Source organism: Ornithinibacillus gellani (assembly GCF_003730295.1).
Taxonomy (GTDB): domain Bacteria; phylum Bacillota; class Bacilli; order Bacillales; family Amphibacillaceae; genus Ornithinibacillus_A; species Ornithinibacillus_A gellani.
Genome location: NZ_QTSZ01000047.1, coordinates 188,384 through 208,791 on the forward strand (window position 1 = coordinate 188,384; position 20,408 = coordinate 208,791).

Below are 20,408 nucleotides of genomic sequence, written 5' to 3' on the forward strand. Positions count from 1 at the left end.
TCACCTTTCTTTCGTGATTGTCCTTTTTCGGTTATGATAAGAATAGAAATGGAACATTATTGAAAGGGAGCTGCATCAACATGAAAGTAATTATTTCTGCGGACCATGCAGGTATGACGATTCGAAATGAAGTAAAAAATCTGTTGGAAGAAATGAATATTGAATTTGAAGATACTGGCTGCACCTGTGAGACATCAGTTGATTATCCCGACTATGCGCTTCCAGCTGCTGAACGAGTTGCTTCAGGAGAATTTGATGCGGGCATTTTAATTTGTGGTACAGGTATTGGTATGTCCATTGCTGCCAATAAAGTAAAAGGTATTCGCTGTGCATTGGTACACGATGTATATAGTGCGAAGCTAACCCGACAGCATAATGATTCCAACATGATTGCCATGGGAGAACGGGTTATTGGTCCTGGACTTGCCCGTGAGATTGCGAAGGTTTGGCTTGAAACAGCATTTGACGGCGGACGTCACGCCAACCGTATTGGTAAAATTTCCAAATACGAAACAGAACATTAATCAAAAAAGCTTCGCACCCCATCTTTTTACGCTTCAGATGAGGTGTTCCAAAAAGGGCCGCAGTCTCATATATTGCTGCTCTTTTTTACATTCTTTTGGAGGTGGTTGGAATGACTTCGATTTTAAAGCAAGTGGAAAAGGATATGAATAGCCTAATAGATGCATGGGTAGCTGATTATGAGTTGCAGCCTGGTCAACTATTTGTAATCGGCTGTTCTACAAGTGAAGTAGCCGGCAAACAAATTGGTACGGCAGGAAGTGAAGATATAGCAGCCGTTATTTATAAAAGCCTAACGAAACTACGGGAACAGACAGGAATCCGTCTTGTATTTCAATGCTGTGAGCATTTGAACCGGGCATTGGTAATGGAAAGACAGACAATGGAAGAAAATCGATTGGAAGCAGTTTATGTGATTCCTGTACCGGAAGCAGGTGGTTCAATGGCATCCTTTGCGTACAAGCAATTGAAAGATCCAGTTGTGGTGGAAACCGTTCAAGCACATGCAGGAATAGATATCGGTGAAACGATGATTGGCATGCAACTGAAGCCTGTAGCGGTACCACTTCGATTCGCTGTAAAACAGATTGGCAATGCCCGATTGAATGGTGCCTTAACACGGCCAAAGCGAATTGGCGGCGCCCGTGCTGTATATGCTTAAAAATAAGAAAGATCAGCTGGTAGTATTTTCACACGGAAATGCTGCCAGCTTTTCTATTTTTCACTAGTTTTCATTCTTTTTCAATTTATCACAGATTAACTGGCTGTAAGCCCCCACCAAGAATTTTAGTTGATAACAAGAATGATAAGTGGGGGGCAACAGCCAGTAAAGGCCTGATTGGTTCAACTAACAATCAGTGGGTGAAGTGCATAAAGCCCCCACTGATTGAAGTTTCACTGATATGAACGAAAATATCAAGTCCTAGCACAAAATTTCATTCGATGAACTGTTTTTGGCAATACGAAGCTAGAAGCACTAATTTTAGTGTTTCTTCTAGAAAAACTTTATATGGAGAGGCGGGTATGATAACCTCATTGGTGTAGCCGAATGATTCTTTAAATTTGGCGCTTGGCGTAAGAATCATGCCCGCAGAGGCTCCGTGTCAAGTTTTTCGTTCTCGAATTGAGAGTATATATAGGTACTTAAATCGTTAAACACACGGCACGAAGGCAAAACTACTCTACGACGGTAGGCAAACTGATATCCGTGGGTTTTCACATTTAATCTTTCCGTCTGGGGAGCTTCCGCGAACTTTATGCGTGAGTCAGTTCAAATTCTCAACTGTCACAAGTGAAACTCGTGGATTCTCCTTTCCGGTTTTTGACTTTGCCTTCGAGCCCTATGTTTAAATCCATCTTTCCCTATTTAAAAATATCTTGTTCCGAAATAAATTTTTATCATTTTGTTTTATGCTGCGTTCTTTTCTTTATCCCTAGCTAACTCTACTTCATTTGCAATTGCCCAAATAAATCCAGCTAATTCTCTAGCCACCGCAGTAATGGCTTTTCCGGGGGCTTTGCCCCTTCCGATCAAACGATTAAATTTGTTGTGTAAACGTTGTTGTGCCTTCCAAGATATGGCGGTAATAGAAGCAGGTTGTCCTTCCTGTCGTTTTTTTAAATTGCCTTTAACCACAGGTTTATATCGATAACTCCAAGCAGACTCAATTAATAACCATCGAACGTGCTTATTTCCTGTTTTTGTAATTTTTCCTTGTTTCCTAATTTCACCACTGGATTCCTCACTTGGAACTAACCCATTGTATGCCATAAATTGACCAGCCTTTTTAAATCGACGAAATGAACCAATCTCAGCGACTAAAGCAGTAGCCGAAAGGACACTTATCCCTCTCAACACCTGAAGTGCTTGAATCATAGGGGCATGAAATCCCTCTTCCGCTTGCTTTTGAATTTCTTTTTCAAAACGTTGCATTCGTTGTTCAAGTTCTACCAATTGTTGAAGGTATTCTTGAAAAACAATGTTTAAAGTGGATGATTCAAAGGAGAGTTTATCTAACCACTCCCGATAGGCATAGGTCCACTTCTTCTTAATTGTATTTGGCGGATTGATATCACGACGTAATAGGAACTTCGTCAAACGTTGTTTTGCACGTAATAAATCCTCTTTTGTGTCTTCTCTTGCACGAACTAAATCCCTTAATATCTCATCCTCTTCTGTAGGAACATGAATAGGTGTCAGTTCGCCTGCGCGATATAGTGTAGCTAAACGCAAGGCATCACGACGATCTGTTTTAACACGGTCACCAGGTCTTTTGGGAATTAGTCCTGGTGCAATTACCTCACAATCTATTCCTAAACTAAATAGATAGCGATAAATACCGTAGCCCGTTGGACCAGCTTCATAACATACCTTTAAATTATCAGGATTTCCTAATTTCTTCATTACCGTTCTTATCGCTGCCGGTGAATTTGGAATCATTCCGTAATATCTTGGTTCCGCTCTTCCCTCATCAGCAACCGCAACTGCAATTTTTTCCTTAGACACGTCTAAACCTACGTATTTTGTGTTATCCTTCATATTAATGGCCCCTTTCGTAATGTAGCTCTGATTTGTATTTCTTTTGTACTCAGTATTGCCAAATCAACCTACGAAATTACGATTAAGGAGCTATTTTCGTTCATGATAACTTTATCACAGATTAACTGGCTGTAAGCCCCCCCACCAAGAATTTTAGTTGATAACAAGAATGATAAGTGGGGGGCGCAACAGTCAGTAAAGGCCTGATTGGTTCAACTAACAATCAGTGGGTGAAGTGCATAAAACCCCCACTGATTGAAGTTTCACTTTATGGTCGACCAATTTTGATTTTTTAGATAGAATAAAAGAGTTGGTAGGGATGCATTCCCAAATGGGACGGTTTCCACTATAATTGGATGTAATATGTACAGGAGGGTATACATAATGAACCATGTAAAGCAGACAGATCAGGATTTATTTAATGCAATTCAGGCGGAAAAAAAGCGTCAGCAGGAAAAAATTGAACTGATTGCCTCAGAAAACTTCGTATCCGAATCCGTTATGGAGGCAATGGGCTCTGTATTGACGAATAAATATGCAGAGGGTTATCCAGGTAGAAGATATTATGGTGGGTGTGAGCACGTGGATGTCGTGGAGAACCTTGCACGTGATCGAGCCAAAGAATTATTCGGAGCGGAGCACGTGAATGTACAACCCCATTCAGGCGCTCAAGCGAATATGGCGGTTTATTTTACAGTTTTGAAGCCAGGTGATACCGTGCTGGGCATGAATTTAAGTCATGGTGGTCATTTGACACATGGTAGCCCAGTTAATTTTAGTGGAGAGCTATACAACTTCGAAGAGTACGGTGTGAATGAAGAAACAGAAGAGCTTGATTATGATGTAGTTTTGGAGAAAGCTAAAGAAGTGAAGCCAAAATTAATCGTTGCAGGTGCAAGTGCATATGCACGTACAATCGATTTTGCTAAATTTCGTGAAATTGCAGACGCAGTAGGTGCTTATCTATTGGTTGATATGGCACATATTGCAGGATTGGTTGCAGCTGGTTTGCATCAAAATCCGGTTCCATACGCGGATTTTGTTACAACGACAACACATAAAACCTTGCGTGGCCCACGTGGCGGTATGATTTTATGTAAAGAAGAATTTGGCCGAAAAATTGATAAAACCGTATTCCCTGGAATGCAGGGTGGCCCATTAATGCATGTCATTGCAGCAAAGGCTACATCCTTTAAAGAAGCATTATCTGATGATTTCAAGACTTATGCCAAACATATTATTGAAAATGCCAAAGCGCTTGCTGATGCTTTAACTGAAGAAGGTATCCGCATTGTTTCTGGTGGTACAGACAATCATCTACTATTATTAGATGTTTCCCAGCTTGGTTTAACAGGGAAAATTGCTGAGGAAGTATTGGACGAGATTGGTATTACAACAAATAAAAATACGATTCCTTTTGATAAGGAAAGCCCATTTGTAACAAGTGGCGTTCGCATTGGAACAGCTGCCGTTACGACACGTGGCTTCCAAGGGGAAGAAATGCAGGAAATCGCTGCAATTATTTCCTTAACCTTAAAAAATCATGAGGATCAATCTGTATTGGAACAAGCGGCGGCACGCGTTAGTGCACTAACTGCTAAATTCCCACTATATGCATAATAAAGGAGGATGCTCTATTGGAGTATCCTCCTTTCCGTGTGTTTAAGGCTGTATGTATGAAATTTTTCTATCCATGATACGTTTTCTTGAAAGTCATGACGATTTTCTGTACAATTTTAAAGATGGATTCATTGTAGAATTTTGACAGATGGGGATAATATCTCTAGTCTGCTAACTGCAATGTGAATGAAAAAGAATGGAATAATTTGAAGGAGGATCAACAAAATGGGAAATGTTCACGTACTGGATCATCCACTCATTCAGCATAAGCTGACATATATTCGCGATAAAAATACTGGCACAAAGGAATTTAGAGAGCTGGTAGATGAGGTTGCTATGCTAATGGCATTTGAAATTACAAGAAACCTTCCACTTCAAGATCAAACTGTGGAAACCCCGGTGATGGAAACAAAGGCAAAAGTATTAGCTGGTAAAAAAATCGGTCTCATTCCAATTTTACGTGCTGGATTGGGAATGGTTGATGGCATGCTTAATTTGCTTCCGGCCGCCCGTGTCGGACATGTTGGCTTATACCGTGACCCTGAAACGCTGGAGCCAGTTGAATACTATATCAAATTGCCAAAGGACATTTCCGAACGTGAGTTGATCGTACTAGATCCAATGCTTGCAACTGGTGGTTCTGCAAATGATGCGATTCATTCCTTGAAAAAACGTGGTGGCAAACAGATTCGTTTAATGTGTCTTGTTGGTGCCCCGGAAGGTGTGGAACGTATTCAGCAGGAGCATCCAGATGTCGATATTTACTTAGCAGCAATGGATGAAAAATTAAATGACCACGGTTATATCGTTCCAGGACTTGGTGACGCTGGAGACCGTTTATTCGGAACAAAGTAATAATGGAAAAAGTTGCATGAATCAATCAATCGGACTATTAGGCAGGCTCGCCTAGTGTCTGTTGGAGCAGGAGTGACAGCTAATATGGGGAAACGCAAAAAGGTAATGACGATTTTCGGGACAAGACCGGAAGCAATTAAAATGGCACCACTTGTAAAGGAATTGCAAAGTAGATCAGATGAATTTGAAGCAATCGTTGCAGTGACTGCCCAGCATCGGGAAATGCTTGATCAGGTGCTACAAGTATTTCAAATTACACCAGATTTTGATTTGAATATTATGAAACAGAAGCAGACACTCGCCCAGATAACGACCAAAGTGCTGGAAGGTCTGGACGACATCATGAAAACAGCGAAACCTGACATCGTTCTCGTCCATGGGGATACAACGACGACTTTCGCTGCATCACTTGCCGCTTTTTATAATCAAATTGCAGTGGGACATGTGGAAGCTGGTTTACGGACGTGGAATAAATATTCACCATATCCCGAAGAAATGAATCGTCAACTCACAGGCATCATGGCCGATTTGCATTTTTCACCTACGGAACTATCGAAACAAAATTTATTAAATGAAAATAAGCCAGCTGATCGTATATCCGTAACTGGTAATACCGTAATCGATGCGCTGCAAACCACTGTGGATATGCATTATTCGCATCCAATTTTGGAAAAAATGGGCGATAAGCGACTTGTCCTCATGACGGCTCATCGTCGTGAGAATCTCGGCAGTAATATGGAGCAAATGTTCCGCGCTATTAAACGATTAGTAGAAACCCATGATGATATTCATGTGATCTATCCGATCCACATGAATCCAGTTGTGCGGGAAACTGCCAATCAAATCCTGGGAGACGATGAACGGATTGAAATCATTGAACCATTGGGATTGGTAGATTTTCATAATTTTATGGCTAAATCATACTTAATCTTAACGGATTCGGGCGGGCTTCAAGAGGAAGCGCCATCACTTGGTGTGCCGGTATTGGTATTACGAGATACAACAGAACGTCCAGAAGGAATTAAAGCAGGCACTTTGAAGCTGGCGGGAACAGATGAGGATACGATTTTCAACATGGCCAATGAATTGCTTTCAGATGAAGCGGCTCATGATGCCATGGCAAAAGCATCCAATCCATATGGAGATGGCCAAGCTTCAAGACGTATTGCCGATGAAATAACGAAATACTTTCAATGATGGATAAAACCCTTCTACCTCGTGTGGAAGGGTTTTTTAAGTTAAAAAATTGTATTCGTGCTGAATTCTATTGCATAAGGAGTTTGTCTCCAGTTAAAGCTAATGAAAAAAAGGAGCAAGCCCACATGCGTAAACTGCTACAATTTATCCTGCTGATTGTATTTTTGACTGGTCTTACTTACTTATATACTCCGCCTGTTGCTGCATTAGAAAAAACAAAGGATGCTATCATCGTGGAGGTAGAGGGAGATCCACATGAGCATGAACAATACATAACAAAGTACCATCCGGAGGTTCAGGTGGTAGCAGTTTATGATCAGTTGTTAACTGGGTTGGCGCTTCAAGGCGAACCGAAACAGCTGGCAAAAATGACGACACTAGCGTTCGTGAAAGCCGTACATCCGACCACAGTGTACCAAATCGATACAGGGACAAATGGATCACCTGCTCCAACCGTTACAGAGCTGGAAGACAAACTTCCTGACCTTGTATTCCCCCATGTGATGAATGATACGCGCTATACTGGTAAAGGGGTGAAAATTGGTGTAATTGATACTGGAATAGATTATACCCATCCAGATTTGGAAAAAAATTATGCTGGAGGATATGATTTGGTTGATTTAGATGATGATCCGATGGAAACAACGATAGAAGAAGGAAAGCCCACTTTACATGGTTCTCATGTAGCGGGAATTATTGCCGCAAATGGCGATGTACAGGGCGTGGCGCCAGATGCTAGTTTATATGCTTATCGGGCATTGGGTCCAGGCGGTACAGGTACGTCGATTCAAGTCATAGCTGCTATGGAAGAAGCTTTGAAGGATGGCATGGACATCATGAATCTATCACTTGGTAATGCGATTAATGGACCCGATTTTCCGACAAGTATGGCTGTAAATCGAGCGATGGAGCTTGGTGTGCTTGTCGTCATCGCAGCAGGAAATAGCGGACCGGACAATTGGACGGTTGGTGCACCTGCAACTGCAACAAAAGCATTATCAGTAGGTGCGGCCGCTCATACAAGCAAGCTTCCTTACTTAGTTGAACCAAACACAGAAAAACATATTCCTATCCAGCCCATCCAAGGATCTCCAGTATGGGATTTGAAAAAGGATTACCCATTTACACAATCGCCTCAAGAGGCCACTGGACATATACTCCTTATTTCTGATAAGCAAAAAAATATTTTAAAGCATGTCCAGCAAGCAGAGCAATCAGATGTCGTTGCGATTTTGATTGAAAAAACGATAGAGGATACAGAGCGTCCACCCATAGACTGGACTGCCATTTCATTTCAGGTTCCAATCGCCAATATTTCCACCAAGCAGGCAAAATCGTTGCGTGAGGTAGCACAAACGAAACAAATTTATTTGGAAACGAAAGAACGAACTTTTAATCCGGGTGTTGCTTCTTTTAGTTCCAGAGGTCCAGTTGTAGCAAATTGGGATTTAAAACCAGACTTAATTGCACCTGGAACAAATATTGTCAGTACCGTTCCAGGCGGTTACCAAGCGCTACAGGGAACAAGTATGGCCGCTCCACATATTGCGGGTGCCACCGCGCTTTTGAAAGAGGCGCATCCGGACTGGTCCAATGAGAAAATAATTGCGGCATTAAAAACAACTGCAAAACAAATGTATAATGAGGAGAATGAATGGTTAGATCCTATTGTGCAAGGAACCGGATTGGCACAACCAAAACGAGCGATTGAAGCTCGTACTATCGTCTACAATTCCTCTTTTGCCATCGGAATGCCTGAAGGAGCTTTTGATGATAAGAAAATACAGCTAAAGATTGAAAATACTACAGATGATCCGATACGTTATTCTTTTTCCATTCCCCATGTCCAACCTGGCATAAGCTGGCAGCTACCACTAACCTTTGAATTGCAGGGAAATGAGATGCGCACAATGACAGTGGATACCAGGCTTAAGCAAACATTGCTTAAAGATAACATACATCAAGGCTGGCTCACATTAAACGGCTCTACAGAAACGATTTCCCTTCCATATGTTTTGGTACATCCGGAAGCAAGCTATCCAAAGGCGATGGGATTTGGTATTTCCCCAAATGCTTATCAACCAAAGACATGGAGCTATCAAATTTATGTAACAAAGGATGTGGAGCAGGTAGCGGTTCATTTATATAATCCCGATACGCTGATGTATGATCGAAGACTACTCTTAATTGATGACCCAGCTGTTGGCATGAACGAAGGAGAACTTACTGCAGATGAAGTAGGGGAATCCGGGTTTTATACAGCACTCATCACCATACAGCTCACAGATGGAACTTGGAAAACAGAACCAACCCCATTACTTATTGAAAATGAAACGTATGAGAAAACGGATGATGAATCCAGTTGAATCTTATTGGATGAACATTAAGAAGTCAGGGCGCGCTGGGTTCATTTTGTAATTGAAAAAGTGAACATGAACCTAAAGCGCCCTGAACATCAAATATCGGTGAACATATGTGGATAGCCTCATGTTTTGTATAGTAACCGTGAAGATAAGTTAAGCGTAATAACCCAAAAGATGTATTTTGCCTATCTCACAATTGAAAAAAACGCAGCGCATTAGGGGGGAATAGCCTCGGCACTCGTCAAAAAATTCGTCTTTTGAAGGATAAAACTAAACGGAAGAGCCCGTATCGTCAAAAAATCTGCCATCGCAAGCCTAAAACTAAACGAATCACTCCGTATCGTCAAAAAATCCGCCTTCGGGAGAATAAAACTAAACGAATCACTCCGAATCGTCAAAAAATCTGCCATCGAGAGGATAAAACTAAACTGATTCACCCGAATCGTCAAAAAATTCGCCATCGAGAGGATAAAACTAAACGAATCACTCCGAATCGTCAAAAAATCTGCCATCGAGAGTATAAAACTAAACGGATCACTCCGTATCGTCAAAAAATTCGCCATCGCAAGCCTAAAACTAAACGAAACCACTCGAATCGTCAAAAAATCCATCATCGCAAGCTTAAAACTAAACGATTCCCCCTCTGATCCTCCAAATAATCCAGCTGGGACGAACTGAGTCTTGATATACGTACCATTATCCTAACCTATACGATTTACCAAAAATTCCTTACGATCTACAAAAAATTGTCGAATAGAAAGCATTCCACTATGATTGTAGTGTAAAGTTGATATATGAACAATTTGTTCACAGAAATGTCAATTATTCACGCGAAACCCAATGCAAGGATATTGTAGAATTATCCGTGGGATGACTGTTCGATATCATTCTTTATTGAAAAATAAAAAGCGGCTTGTTTCACAAAAGCGAAAGTGATGGGATTTACCCGTCGAAAATACCCCGTTCACAGCGGTTAAAATGACGAATTCACCCCTGTTAATTTCCATTTTTGTGAAACCATAAACCGATTGACATTGAGTTGTTGCTACGGTACACTTCTTAGTGTAGAATGATAAGGTTTTCAATATAATGCTCGAAATATGCTTTCTTATAGGAAAACCTACATAATTATAAAGATGCATTTTCTTGGTATGAATCGGTTACCGGTATCATTTCGTAATTATTCCATACAGCTTTGGAGATTTGGGATGAATCATGGAAGGAAATGCTTGAAACGTGGGGAGAAGCAGAAAACATGTCGCAATATGAAAACATGGTGAAACGCCAAAGGAAATGGATGCTCTATCTTCTCTCAATCCTAGTGTTAGGGGCTGCATTGACCCCGTACAAGCATATTTTTTTTGGGCTTTTATTGGGAAGTACAGTCAGTTTCTATAATCTTTATTTGTTGCAGCGGAAGATTGATGATTTTTCAGAAGCGGTTGTTAAACAAACGCGTCCGAAAGGTCTTGGTATGATTTCTCGATTTGCTGCGGCTGCACTGGCAGTTATCCTGGCAATCCGCTTTAAAGAGCATGTGGATATGATTGCCGTCATTATTGGGTTGATGACGTCCTACCTCGTCATTATGCTTGATTTTATTTTTTACAGGAGCAAGGAATAGCGCTTGGAAAAGGGGTGAATAAGGTGGATCACGGAGCACCAATGTTAGAAAATGTTTTTGGTATTTCTTGGCTCGATTTTAACCTGTCCAACGTATTCATGATTTTTGTAACGACACTGGTTGTTTTTGTGCTATGTGTGTTAGGAGCACGAAAACTGCAAATGAAGCCAACTGGTGCACAAAACTTCATGGAATGGATTCTGGAGTTTGTCAAGGGAATCATCAATGACACAATGGATTGGAAAACAGGCAAAACCTTTTTGCCACTGGCACTAACATTATTCACATACATACTTGTGGGAAATATGCTTGGTGTCATCACGAATGGTGTGTATCAAGGAGAGGTTTGGTGGAAATCGCCAACAGCCGATCCGGCACTTACATTGACACTGTCAGGAATGGTAATTGTATTATCTCATTTCTATGGCGTGAAAATGAAAGGCGGAAAAGAGTACTTCAAAGACTACTTCCGTCCGATGTGGTTCCTATTTCCAATTAAAATCATCGAGGAGTTTGCCAATACGCTGACACTCGGTCTGCGTTTATTTGGTAACTTGTATGCGGGTGAAGTGCTGCTTGCGCTACTCGTAGGACTAACAACTTCTGGAGTGTTTGGATTTATTGGAGGATTTATTCCGTTTCTTGCATGGCAAGGTTTCAGTGTGTTTATCGGAGGAATCCAAGCATTTATCTTCACCATGCTATCCATGGTGTACATCTCGCATAAAGTCAGCGAGGATCATTAATTTTTGTTAATTAACCAGTTTTGATAACCATTATTAAAACCGGGAATTATCACTACATTTTACAACCATTTTAGAGGAGGAATTATATTATGACAGCTTTAGCAGCTGCAATCGCAGTAGGATTAGGTGCACTTGGTGCAGGTATTGGTAACGGGTTAATCGTTAGTAAAACAGTAGAAGGGATTGCACGTCAGCCAGAACTTCGTGGACAATTGCAAACAACAATGTTTATTGGTATCGGGTTGGTTGAAGCGATGCCGATCATTGCTGTTGTTATCGCATTAATGGTAATGTAATACAACTCTTAAAATGGCGAAGTTCATTGATTCTCGAATCTTCGCCGTTGTTTATGCTTGGAAATGACGATAACAAATGTATCGACGCTATTGTTTATGAATGTTGGCGAAAGGAGTGAATGATGTGCAGGCATTTACTGGTGTATCTACACTAAATGCAGTATGGGGTTTCAACGTAGGAGATATGCTCATGCAATTATTCTTCTTTCTAATTCTCATCGTATTGGTTCGCAAATTTGCTTGGGGACCGGTCATGGATATGATGCAAAAGCGGGAAGAATATGTCGCAAATGAAATAGACGCTGCTGAAAAAAGCCGTGCGGAAGCGGAAAAAGCTGCAGCTGAAGCAGCAGAACAGCTGAAGCAAACGAAGCAAGAAGCACAAGCGATTATCGAGGATGCAAAGACAGCAGGTGTTCGTCAAGAGCAAGATATTATCGAATCTGCTCGTCAAGAGGCTAATCGCATTAAGAAAGCAGCTCAAGAAGAAATTCAGAACGAAAAGGAAAAGGCATTACAAGCATTACAGGATAAGGTTGCATCCCTATCTGTTCTGATTGCGAGCAAGGTTATTGAAAAAGAAATTAGTGCACAGGATCAGGAGAAGCTGATTCATGATTATATTAAAGAGGTAGGAGAAGAGCGATGAGTGAAGCAGTAGTTGCCAAACGTTATGCAGATGCTCTTTTCCAACTCGGTGTAGAACAAGCCAACTTGGACCAGCTTTCTGAAGAATTAAAGCAGGTTCGTACGGTTTTTCTTACAACAAATCAACTGACTGATTTCTTGGAGCATCCACGCATTTCAAATGAAAAAAAGAAACAATTTTTGGATGAAGTGTTTCAGGATGTCCATATACATGTTAAAAATTTATTAAAGCTGTTGGTTGAACGTCATCGCATCAATGTAATTCCAGCGATTGCGGACCAGCTTGTGCTTCGTATGAACGAAGCAAAGGGAGTAGCTGAAGCAACCGTTTATTCGGTGCGCGAGCTATCGAATGAAGAACAAAAACAACTGGAACTTACATTGGCTAAGCGATTCAACAAGCATGCAATCCAGTTAGAAAATAAGCTTGATCCTTCTATTATTGGTGGTATCAGAGTTCAAATGGGTAATACCATTGTTGATGGATCCATTAAAGGCAAGCTGAATCGCATAGAACGGGAAATTGTTACAGCGAACAATTGATGATAGGGGTGAAATGGTATGAGCATAAAAGCTGAAGAAATTAGCAAGCTGATTAAACAGCAAATCGAAACATTCGATTCAGATATTGAAGTTAGCGATGTCGGCACGGTTATTGAAATCGGGGATGGTATCGCACGTGCTCATGGGCTGGACAATGTCATGGCCGGTGAGCTTGTTGAGTTTTCTAATGGCGTCATGGGTATGGCGCAGAACCTGGAAGAGAGCAACGTCGGTATCGTTATTCTTGGTCCATATCGCGACATTAAGGAAGGCGATGAGGTTCGCCGTACTGGACGTATCATGCAAGTACCTGTTGGTGAGGAATTATTAGGACGCGTGGTGAACCCACTAGGACAACCAATTGATGGTCGTGGTCCAATCGAAACATCCAAAACACGTCCAATTGAATCAGAAGCACCTGGTGTAATGGCTCGTAAATCCGTTCATGAACCATTACAAACAGGTATTAAAGCGATTGACGCACTTGTACCAATTGGTCGTGGTCAGCGTGAGCTTATCATTGGAGACCGTCAAACTGGTAAAACAACCGTTGCAGTAGATACGATTTTGAACCAAGCAGATCAGGATATGATTTGTATTTATGTTGCAATCGGACAAAAGGAATCTACAGTTAGAAGTACAGTTGAAACCTTCCGCCGTTATGGCGCATTGGATTATACCATTGTTGTGTCTGCAGGTGCATCTGATCCTGCTCCACTACTATACTTAGCACCATATGCTGGTGTATCCATGGGTGAAGAGTTTATGTACAATGGCAAGCACGTGCTTGTTGTCTATGATGACTTGTCTAAACAAGCTGCTGCTTATCGTGAACTTTCCTTATTGCTTCGGAGACCACCAGGTCGTGAGGCTTTCCCAGGTGACGTTTTCTACTTGCACTCCCGTCTATTGGAGCGTGCAGCGAAGCTAAGTGACGCACTGGGTGGAGGTTCTTTAACAGCACTTCCATTTGTTGAAACACAAGCGGGCGATATTTCTGCTTATATTCCAACAAACGTTATTTCCATTACTGATGGACAAATCTTCTTGCAGTCTGACCTATTCTTCTCGGGCGTACGTCCTGCAATCAATGCGGGTCTATCCGTTTCCCGTGTTGGTGGTTCCGCACAAATTAGTGCGATGAAGAAGGTTGCTGGTACATTGCGTTTGGACTTGGCTTCCTTCCGTGAACTAGAAGCATTTGCACAGTTTGGATCTGATTTGGATAGTGCAACACAAGCGAAGCTAAACCGTGGTCAGCGTACAGTTGAAGTATTGAAGCAAGGTCTGCATAAGCCACTTGTTGTTGAAAAGCAGGTTATGATTCTATATGCCTTGACACGTGGATTCTTGGACGATGTTCCTGTAGAAGATATCACACGCTTTGAGGAAGAATTCCACCTATGGATGGATCAGAATTCAGAAGCATTACTTACAACGATTCGCGAAACAGGCAAGCTAGCTGATGAGAGCGAAATGAACGGTGCAATTGAAGGATTTAAGAAGACCTTCTTACCGACTGAACATAAATAAACAATAAATATAGGAAAGCGACGCGAAATGTATCGGCATTCCGGTCGCTATCCATTCCATATTGATACGATATGAAACAAGCAACCTTTTAAATGAAAGGGTGGTGAATAAGCTTGGCATCACTTCGAGACATACAAAATCGGATTAATTCCACAACAAAAACGAAACAGATTACCAAAGCGATGGAAATGGTTTCTGCTTCCAAAATGAGTAAAGCTGAAATGAATGCACGTGCATTTGTACCATACAGCGAAAAAATAAAGGAAGTAGTTGCACAAATCGCATCTAGCAGTGTGGATGCAGAACATCCGATGTTAAAAACGCGTGATATTAAAAAGACAGGCTATCTTGTTATTACCTCAGACCGTGGTCTTGCAGGTGCATATAACAGTAGCGTGTTACGAAAACTGCATCAAACAGTTACCGAACGTCACCAATCCGAGAACGAGTATACCGTTATCGCGATTGGTCGAATGGGATATGAATTTTGCCGTAAGCGCAATATGCCAGTTGCCAAGAGTATTCTTGGTCTAGCTGATCAGCCTAGCTTTGCAGATATTAAAGAGCTCGCATCAGAGACAGTGCAAATGTTTACGGATGAAGAAATTGATGAATTGGTTATTATTTATAACCATTACATCAGTGCGATTTCACAAGAGGTTACAACAAATAAATTATTGCCGATTACAGACTTCGGTACAGAAGGAACTGCACCTGGCAGCCAGTACGAATATGAACCAAATCAAGAGCAAATTTTGGAAGTATTGCTTCCTCAATATGCAGAAAGCTTGATATATGGTGCGTTATTGGATGGAAAAGCCAGTGAACATGCGGCACGTATGACGGCAATGCGTAGTGCTACGGATAATGCAGAGGAATTGATTGATGATTTGACACTGTCCTTTAACCGAGCACGCCAGGCAGCAATCACTCAAGAAATTACCGAAATTATTGGTGGGGTAGCTGCATTAGAATAGAGCTCCAAGGAGCCATTCGCAAGTACGTTAGGAGGGAAATCGATGAACAAAGGACATGTTACACAGGTAATGGGACCGGTTGTTGACGTAAAATTCGACGATGACCAGCTTCCAGCTATTTATAATGCATTGACTGTCCAAGTGGAAACAGAAGGAGCAGATCAGGCGAACACAGAATTGACGCTTGAAGTTGCGCTTCACCTGGGAGACAATACTGTCCGTACAATTGCCATGTCATCAACTGATGGCGTAAAGCGTGGAATGACAGTGGAAAACTTAGGTAGACCGATTTCTGTTCCAGTTGGAGAAATAACACTTGGTCGTGTATTTAACGTATTAGGTGAAAACATTGACTTGGATGAGGCTTTACCAGCTGAAACAAGACTAGACCCAATCCATCGTGAATCTCCAAAATTTGAAAACCTGTCAACTGAAACAGAAATTTTGGAAACTGGAATTAAAGTAGTAGACTTACTAGCTCCTTATATCAAGGGTGGTAAGATTGGACTATTCGGTGGTGCCGGTGTAGGTAAAACGGTATTGATTCAGGAATTAATTAACAACATCGCGCAGGAGCACGGAGGTATTTCTGTATTTGCCGGTGTTGGTGAGCGTACACGTGAAGGTAATGACCTTTACTATGAAATGAAAGACTCAGGCGTTATTTCAAAAACCGCTATGGTATTTGGACAAATGAACGAGCCACCTGGAGCGCGGATGCGTGTAGCCTTGACTGGATTGACAATGGCTGAATACTTCCGTGATGAGCAAGGTCAGGACGTATTGTTCTTTATTGATAATATTTTCCGATTTACACAAGCAGGTTCAGAGGTATCAGCTTTATTAGGCCGTATGCCTTCTGCGGTTGGTTACCAGCCAACGCTTGCAACAGAAATGGGTCAGTTGCAGGAGCGTATTACATCTACCGATAAAGGTTCTGTTACATCTATTCAGGCAATTTATGTACCAGCAGATGACTATACCGACCCTGCACCAGCCACAACTTTTGCACACTTGGATGCAACGACTAACTTGGATCGTAAGCTTTCCGAGCAGGGTATTTACCCAGCTGTGGATCCACTTGCTTCCACGTCACGTGCATTAGACCCGGAAGTAGTTGGAGACGAGCATTATGAAGTTGCCCGTGAAGTACAGCGGACATTGCAGCGTTATCGTGAGCTGCAGGATATCATTGCCATCCTAGGTATGGATGAGCTAAGTGATGAGGATAAGCTTGTTGTATCCCGTGCACGTCGCGTACAATTCTTCCTATCTCAGAACTTCCACGTAGCTGAACAGTTTACTGGTCAACCGGGCTCTTATGTTCCTGTTAGCGAAACTGTAAAAGGCTTTAAGGAAATTCTGGAAGGAAAATACGATGACCTACCAGAGGATGCATTCCGTCTTGTAGGACGTATTGAAGAAGTTGTAGAAAAGGCCGAAAGCTTGGCTTAATATCAGGATAAGACAATTAGCCGGCATAGCAATGGATGGCACTTGTTGTCATTTCCGGTTGTCTTCAAGGAGGGGTTTCATTGAAAACACTAACGGTGAGTGTTGTAACTCCTGATGGTCCGGTTTTGGAAGATAAATATGAAATGGTAAGCTGTAAAGCAGAAAATGGAGAGCTTGGTATCTTACCAGGACATATTCCATTGGTTGCCCCTTTAACGATTAGTGCTGTCCGTTTAAAACGCGGCAATGATGTTGATCGATTAGCAATCAACGGAGGCTTCCTAGAGGTTCGTCCGGATAAGATTACCATTTTAGCACAGTCTGCCGAAAAACCTGCTGAAATTGATGTCGAACGTGCCCGCAAAGCGAAAGAGCGCGCAGAAAGTCGACTACAAACGAAGCAGGATCATATTGATTTTCATCGGGCAGAATTGGCACTCAAACGAGCAATGAATAGACTGGATGTCAGTAATTAATCAAAAAACCCTTCACGGTCTCCTGGCCAGAAGGGTTTTTTTGATTTCATTCCCTTAAGTGAGTGAAGGATAAAATTCCTTCATTGGAAAAGAAAAACATTTATCCACAGATGAACTGGCTGTAAGTTCCCCATGTTCAAGATTTATTGTTAATCACAAGAATAGTAAGGGGGGTTCAACAGCCAGTAAAGGCTAGCTAACAATCAGTAGCGGAAGTGCGGGAACCCCACTGATTGAAGTATATTTTATAAAATCAAATCACGACTATTATGTAGGTACACGCACCATACCTTTGATTGAAAATGTAAATCTTCATCATCACCTGTCGATATTTCCCGGGAAATGGATAAATATCCAGTTCAAGATTCACCATGTTACGATTAAAATGCTTTCAATTGACAAGAAGCAGCAAAACTGGCAAAGTTACAACTAGTATACGATAGCAATTGCATTGTTTTCTAATCCTTAACACGTTGACAAAGAACAACAAGAGCTGAAGAAAATCGCATGCTGGAATAATAATTTAGGGTGGTTATATGTATTCAATTGGACAATTAGCGATAACGGGAATTTTTTCTCATTTAATATTTATTTGGTTTGCTTGGAGATTGCTTCAAGTATTCAATCTGGAAACATTTATTCGTAAGGGGAGAGCAAAGGAAGCGCAGATCATGTTATTATTCATTGCGATTGTAATCGGTACAGGAGTCAGCCGATTTTTCTTAGATATACTACAATGGACAAAGGATATGATGTATCTGTTTTAATGAAAAAACAAAATGACCCAGGAAATATAGTAAAAGGTCTATTAAACTATGATTCTCGTATAATAGGTATACAACATATTACGTTCGCCCATACTGTAAATACAGTCGAGGGGAGCGTTTTTTTATGAAAAAAATATTAGCAATTTTTTTCGTGTTTACAATGGTTATTAATACGGTTTTGGCAAAGGATATAAATAGAGATGCAATGCAGCAATTAGGGGAAATTTTTACACAAGCAGAACTAAACATAGAAAACTGGGAGGTGCTCATCAAAGAAAAAAAACATCCATCAGAATTACATGACATGTTGTACCGCCTCAAAAAAGAATTCTCCTTTACAAAAGATGAGGACGAGCTTCGCGTAAAGTATGTGTTCCAAGACGGACAAGTTGAAACAGATTTTGTCGAATACTATACGGTAGTAATACCGAAAAGTACAGCGCAGGACTTTGAAATCATTGCAACCCTGCAAGGGAAATCTTGGTCGGAAGATCTTGCAAATGCATATGCGGAATGGAAGGAAACAAAAAGACATAAATGGTTCACAAATTCAGCTAAATTATATGCTTGTCTGACAACTGACATTGATGGTATAATGAGCAGTGATGTGTTTTTAGGTATGCTAAAGAACGAACTTGATTTGGTACATATATCGACTCAAGTCGACAATGTTAAGAAATCGAAGCATAAAAAAATGATTTACGGGTATACACCTTTATGGAGTCATACGGTAAAGATGAATGACAAGCCCGTAAACTTGCAGCTAGTCGAAATGATTAACGCATCAGGACAGGTAAAGTACACGATTGGAACACCTATCCTAATCAATGAATATTAATATAGTGAAATTGGAACTGAAGGAGATTTGAAATATGGAAAAAATCATCGTAAGAGGCGGACAACGTTTACATGGTACCGTTAAAGTAGAAGGAGCAAAGAACGCTGTACTGCCAGTACTCGCAGCAAGTTTGATTGCTAGTGAAGGGAAAAGCGTCATTCATGACGTTCCAGTTCTTGCAGATGTATATACAATCAATGAAGTACTCCGTAATATGGAAGCAGATGTACATTTTGAAAATAATACAGTAACTGTCGACGCATCTAAACGTTTAAAAACGGAAGCTCCATTTGAATATGTCCGTAAAATGCGTGCCTCTGTACTCGTATTGGGGCCGCTGCTAGCGCGCTATGGCCACGCAAAGGTTGCTTTACCAGGTGGTTGCGCGATTGGCTCTCGTCCGATTGATTTACATTTAAAAGGTTTTGAAGCGATGGGGGCTAGTGTAGAAGTAGGTAATGGCTTTGTAGAAGCTCGTGTAAATGGGCGTCTTAAAGGTGCAAAGATTTACTTGGATATGCCAAGTGTAGGTGCCACAGAAAATATCATGATGGCTGCCGCTTTAGCTGATGGCAAAACCATTTTGGAAAACTGTGCCAAAGAACCAGAAATTGTTGATTTAGCGAATTACTTAAATAAAATGGGCGCAAAGATTATTGGCGCAGGTACAGAAACTATCCGCATTGAAGGGGTGGAAAAGCTATCTGGTGCAGAGCACGCTGTGATTCCAGACCGTGTTGAGGCTGGTACCTTTATGGTAGCAGCAGCGATTACAGGGGGGAATATATTTGTAGAGAATGCAATGAGTGAGCATCTACGTCCAGTTATTTCAAAGCTTCAGGAAATGAATGTCACGGTAGAAGAAGAAAACAATGGTATTCGTGTCATTGGACCTGAAACATTAAAAGCGACAGACATCAAAACTTTACCGTACCCTGGTTTTCCAACAGATATGCAGTCACAAATGATGGCATTGATGCTTTGTGCAGAGGGTACAGGCGTATTAACAGAAACAGTTTTTGAAAATCGTTTTATGCATGTTGAAGAATTTCGCAGAATGAACGCGACAATGAAGATAGAAGGCCGAAGCGTTATTATGGAAGGTCCTTCAAAGCTACAAGGTGCAGAAGTTGCTGCAACAGATTTACGTGCAGCTGCAGCCTTAATTTTGGCTGGTCTTCGTGCGGGCGGGTTGACACGTGTTACTGAATTAAAGCATTTAGATCGTGGCTATGTCGATTTTGCAGGCAAGCTGGCAAGACTTGGTGCTGATATTGAACGCGTGAATGAAGAAGGCGATTTGGTTGAACCATTTTCCGCTCAACAAACAGAAAACAGCGAACAACCATCCGATATGATTGCAAAATTGTCTTAAGTCCTAAATCATAAATGGCATATAAAGCACGCAA

At 41.3% G+C, this 20,408-nt stretch carries 20 protein-coding genes; 18 read left to right on the forward strand and 2 right to left on the reverse strand.

Annotation, left to right across the window (positions count from 1 at the left end):
• Nucleotides 1-80 precede the first annotated feature (80 nt).
• The gene (rpiB, locus tag DX933_RS14455; protein WP_123317139.1) at nucleotides 81-524 is read left to right on the forward strand and encodes a ribose 5-phosphate isomerase B; all 444 of its coding nucleotides are present in this window, start codon (nucleotides 81-83) and stop codon (nucleotides 522-524) included.
• A 110-nt stretch (nucleotides 525-634) separates the two neighbouring features.
• Nucleotides 635-1,183, forward strand: a complete 549-nt coding sequence (locus DX933_RS14460; protein ID WP_123317140.1) for a TIGR01440 family protein — start codon at nucleotides 635-637, stop codon at nucleotides 1,181-1,183.
• 747 nt (nucleotides 1,184-1,930) lie between these two features.
• Here DX933_RS14460 and DX933_RS14470 read toward each other — a convergent pair.
• Nucleotides 1,931-3,061, reverse strand: coding sequence for an IS110 family RNA-guided transposase (locus tag DX933_RS14470; RefSeq protein ID WP_123317142.1), 1,131 nt, complete (start codon nucleotides 3,059-3,061; stop codon nucleotides 1,931-1,933).
• Between the two features lie 384 nt (nucleotides 3,062-3,445).
• Between DX933_RS14470 and DX933_RS14475 the strand changes: the two genes are divergently transcribed.
• From DX933_RS14475 to DX933_RS14490, 4 genes are all read left to right on the forward strand, one after another.
• Nucleotides 3,446-4,681 (forward strand): serine hydroxymethyltransferase, encoded by a 1,236-nt coding sequence (locus tag DX933_RS14475; protein WP_123317143.1) that lies wholly within the window; start codon nucleotides 3,446-3,448, stop codon nucleotides 4,679-4,681.
• A 225-nt stretch (nucleotides 4,682-4,906) separates the two neighbouring features.
• Nucleotides 4,907-5,536 (forward strand): uracil phosphoribosyltransferase, encoded by a 630-nt coding sequence (upp, locus tag DX933_RS14480; RefSeq protein ID WP_123317144.1) that lies wholly within the window; start codon nucleotides 4,907-4,909, stop codon nucleotides 5,534-5,536.
• Nucleotides 5,537-5,620: 84 nt separating this feature from the next.
• Nucleotides 5,621-6,733 carry a non-hydrolyzing UDP-N-acetylglucosamine 2-epimerase gene (gene wecB, locus DX933_RS14485; protein WP_123317145.1) on the forward strand — a complete coding sequence of 371 codons (1,113 nt, stop codon included), beginning with the start codon at nucleotides 5,621-5,623 and terminating at the stop codon, nucleotides 6,731-6,733.
• 125 nt (nucleotides 6,734-6,858) lie between these two features.
• A complete protein-coding gene (locus tag DX933_RS14490) occupies nucleotides 6,859-9,099 on the forward strand; it encodes a S8 family peptidase (RefSeq protein ID WP_123317146.1) in 2,241 nt (746 codons plus the stop codon).
• A 212-nt stretch (nucleotides 9,100-9,311) separates the two neighbouring features.
• Here the strand turns inward: DX933_RS14490 and DX933_RS14495 are convergent, their stop codons facing one another.
• On the reverse strand, nucleotides 9,312-9,698 hold the full coding sequence (locus DX933_RS14495) for a hypothetical protein (RefSeq protein WP_145962283.1): 387 nt from the start codon (nucleotides 9,696-9,698) through the stop codon (nucleotides 9,312-9,314).
• A 623-nt stretch (nucleotides 9,699-10,321) separates the two neighbouring features.
• On the opposite strand from DX933_RS14495, the gene DX933_RS14500 reads away from it, so the two are divergent.
• From DX933_RS14500 to murA, 12 genes are all read left to right on the forward strand, one after another.
• Nucleotides 10,322-10,720 carry an ATP synthase subunit I gene (locus tag DX933_RS14500; RefSeq protein ID WP_223805980.1) on the forward strand — a complete coding sequence of 133 codons (399 nt, stop codon included), beginning with the start codon at nucleotides 10,322-10,324 and terminating at the stop codon, nucleotides 10,718-10,720.
• A gap of 23 nt (nucleotides 10,721-10,743) precedes the next feature.
• Nucleotides 10,744-11,466, forward strand: coding sequence for a F0F1 ATP synthase subunit A (atpB, locus tag DX933_RS14505; RefSeq protein WP_123317148.1), 723 nt, complete (start codon nucleotides 10,744-10,746; stop codon nucleotides 11,464-11,466).
• 89 nt (nucleotides 11,467-11,555) lie between these two features.
• The gene (gene atpE / locus DX933_RS14510) at nucleotides 11,556-11,762 is read left to right on the forward strand and encodes a F0F1 ATP synthase subunit C (protein ID WP_123317149.1); all 207 of its coding nucleotides are present in this window, start codon (nucleotides 11,556-11,558) and stop codon (nucleotides 11,760-11,762) included.
• Nucleotides 11,763-11,886: 124 nt separating this feature from the next.
• The gene (atpF, locus tag DX933_RS14515; protein ID WP_123317150.1) at nucleotides 11,887-12,411 is read left to right on the forward strand and encodes a F0F1 ATP synthase subunit B; all 525 of its coding nucleotides are present in this window, start codon (nucleotides 11,887-11,889) and stop codon (nucleotides 12,409-12,411) included.
• Nucleotides 12,408-12,953, forward strand: coding sequence for a F0F1 ATP synthase subunit delta (locus tag DX933_RS14520; protein ID WP_123317151.1), 546 nt, complete (start codon nucleotides 12,408-12,410; stop codon nucleotides 12,951-12,953). Before atpF ends, DX933_RS14520 begins: the two co-directional genes overlap by 4 nt.
• 18 nt (nucleotides 12,954-12,971) lie before the next feature.
• A complete protein-coding gene (atpA, locus tag DX933_RS14525) occupies nucleotides 12,972-14,486 on the forward strand; it encodes a F0F1 ATP synthase subunit alpha (protein ID WP_123317152.1) in 1,515 nt (504 codons plus the stop codon).
• Nucleotides 14,487-14,599: 113 nt separating this feature from the next.
• Nucleotides 14,600-15,463: an ATP synthase F1 subunit gamma gene (gene atpG / locus DX933_RS14530; protein ID WP_123317153.1), complete on the forward strand. Its 864-nt coding sequence runs from the start codon at nucleotides 14,600-14,602 to the stop codon at nucleotides 15,461-15,463.
• A gap of 42 nt (nucleotides 15,464-15,505) precedes the next feature.
• Nucleotides 15,506-16,918 (forward strand): F0F1 ATP synthase subunit beta, encoded by a 1,413-nt coding sequence (atpD, locus tag DX933_RS14535; protein ID WP_123317154.1) that lies wholly within the window; start codon nucleotides 15,506-15,508, stop codon nucleotides 16,916-16,918.
• Between the two features lie 80 nt (nucleotides 16,919-16,998).
• Nucleotides 16,999-17,394: a F0F1 ATP synthase subunit epsilon gene (locus DX933_RS14540; protein ID WP_123317155.1), complete on the forward strand. Its 396-nt coding sequence runs from the start codon at nucleotides 16,999-17,001 to the stop codon at nucleotides 17,392-17,394.
• A gap of 536 nt (nucleotides 17,395-17,930) precedes the next feature.
• Nucleotides 17,931-18,161 (forward strand): DUF1146 family protein, encoded by a 231-nt coding sequence (locus DX933_RS14545; RefSeq protein ID WP_123317156.1) that lies wholly within the window; start codon nucleotides 17,931-17,933, stop codon nucleotides 18,159-18,161.
• Between the two features lie 124 nt (nucleotides 18,162-18,285).
• The gene (locus DX933_RS14550; protein ID WP_123317157.1) at nucleotides 18,286-18,999 is read left to right on the forward strand and encodes a YwmB family TATA-box binding protein; all 714 of its coding nucleotides are present in this window, start codon (nucleotides 18,286-18,288) and stop codon (nucleotides 18,997-18,999) included.
• Nucleotides 19,000-19,033: 34 nt separating this feature from the next.
• Nucleotides 19,034-20,374, forward strand: a complete 1,341-nt coding sequence (gene murA, locus DX933_RS14555) for a UDP-N-acetylglucosamine 1-carboxyvinyltransferase (protein WP_123317158.1) — start codon at nucleotides 19,034-19,036, stop codon at nucleotides 20,372-20,374.
• Nucleotides 20,375-20,408: the final 34 nt, after the last annotated feature.

Coding starts and splice junctions, on each gene's coding strand:
- rpiB (WP_123317139.1), top strand. CDS start 81: ATGAAAGTAATTATTTCTGCGGACCATGCAGGTATGACGATTCGAAAT.
- DX933_RS14460 (WP_123317140.1), top strand. CDS start 635: ATGACTTCGATTTTAAAGCAAGTGGAAAAGGATATGAATAGCCTAATA.
- DX933_RS14470 (WP_123317142.1), bottom strand. CDS start 3,061: ATGAAGGATAACACAAAATACGTAGGTTTAGACGTGTCTAAGGAAAAA.
- DX933_RS14475 (WP_123317143.1), top strand. CDS start 3,446: ATGAACCATGTAAAGCAGACAGATCAGGATTTATTTAATGCAATTCAG.
- upp (WP_123317144.1), top strand. CDS start 4,907: ATGGGAAATGTTCACGTACTGGATCATCCACTCATTCAGCATAAGCTG.
- wecB (WP_123317145.1), top strand. CDS start 5,621: ATGGGGAAACGCAAAAAGGTAATGACGATTTTCGGGACAAGACCGGAA.
- DX933_RS14490 (WP_123317146.1), top strand. CDS start 6,859: ATGCGTAAACTGCTACAATTTATCCTGCTGATTGTATTTTTGACTGGT.
- DX933_RS14500 (WP_223805980.1), top strand. CDS start 10,322: ATGCTTGAAACGTGGGGAGAAGCAGAAAACATGTCGCAATATGAAAAC.
- atpE (WP_123317149.1), top strand. CDS start 11,556: ATGACAGCTTTAGCAGCTGCAATCGCAGTAGGATTAGGTGCACTTGGT.
- DX933_RS14520 (WP_123317151.1), top strand. CDS start 12,408: ATGAGTGAAGCAGTAGTTGCCAAACGTTATGCAGATGCTCTTTTCCAA.
- atpA (WP_123317152.1), top strand. CDS start 12,972: ATGAGCATAAAAGCTGAAGAAATTAGCAAGCTGATTAAACAGCAAATC.
- atpD (WP_123317154.1), top strand. CDS start 15,506: ATGAACAAAGGACATGTTACACAGGTAATGGGACCGGTTGTTGACGTA.
- DX933_RS14545 (WP_123317156.1), top strand. CDS start 17,931: ATGTATTCAATTGGACAATTAGCGATAACGGGAATTTTTTCTCATTTA.
- DX933_RS14550 (WP_123317157.1), top strand. CDS start 18,286: ATGAAAAAAATATTAGCAATTTTTTTCGTGTTTACAATGGTTATTAAT.
- murA (WP_123317158.1), top strand. CDS start 19,034: ATGGAAAAAATCATCGTAAGAGGCGGACAACGTTTACATGGTACCGTT.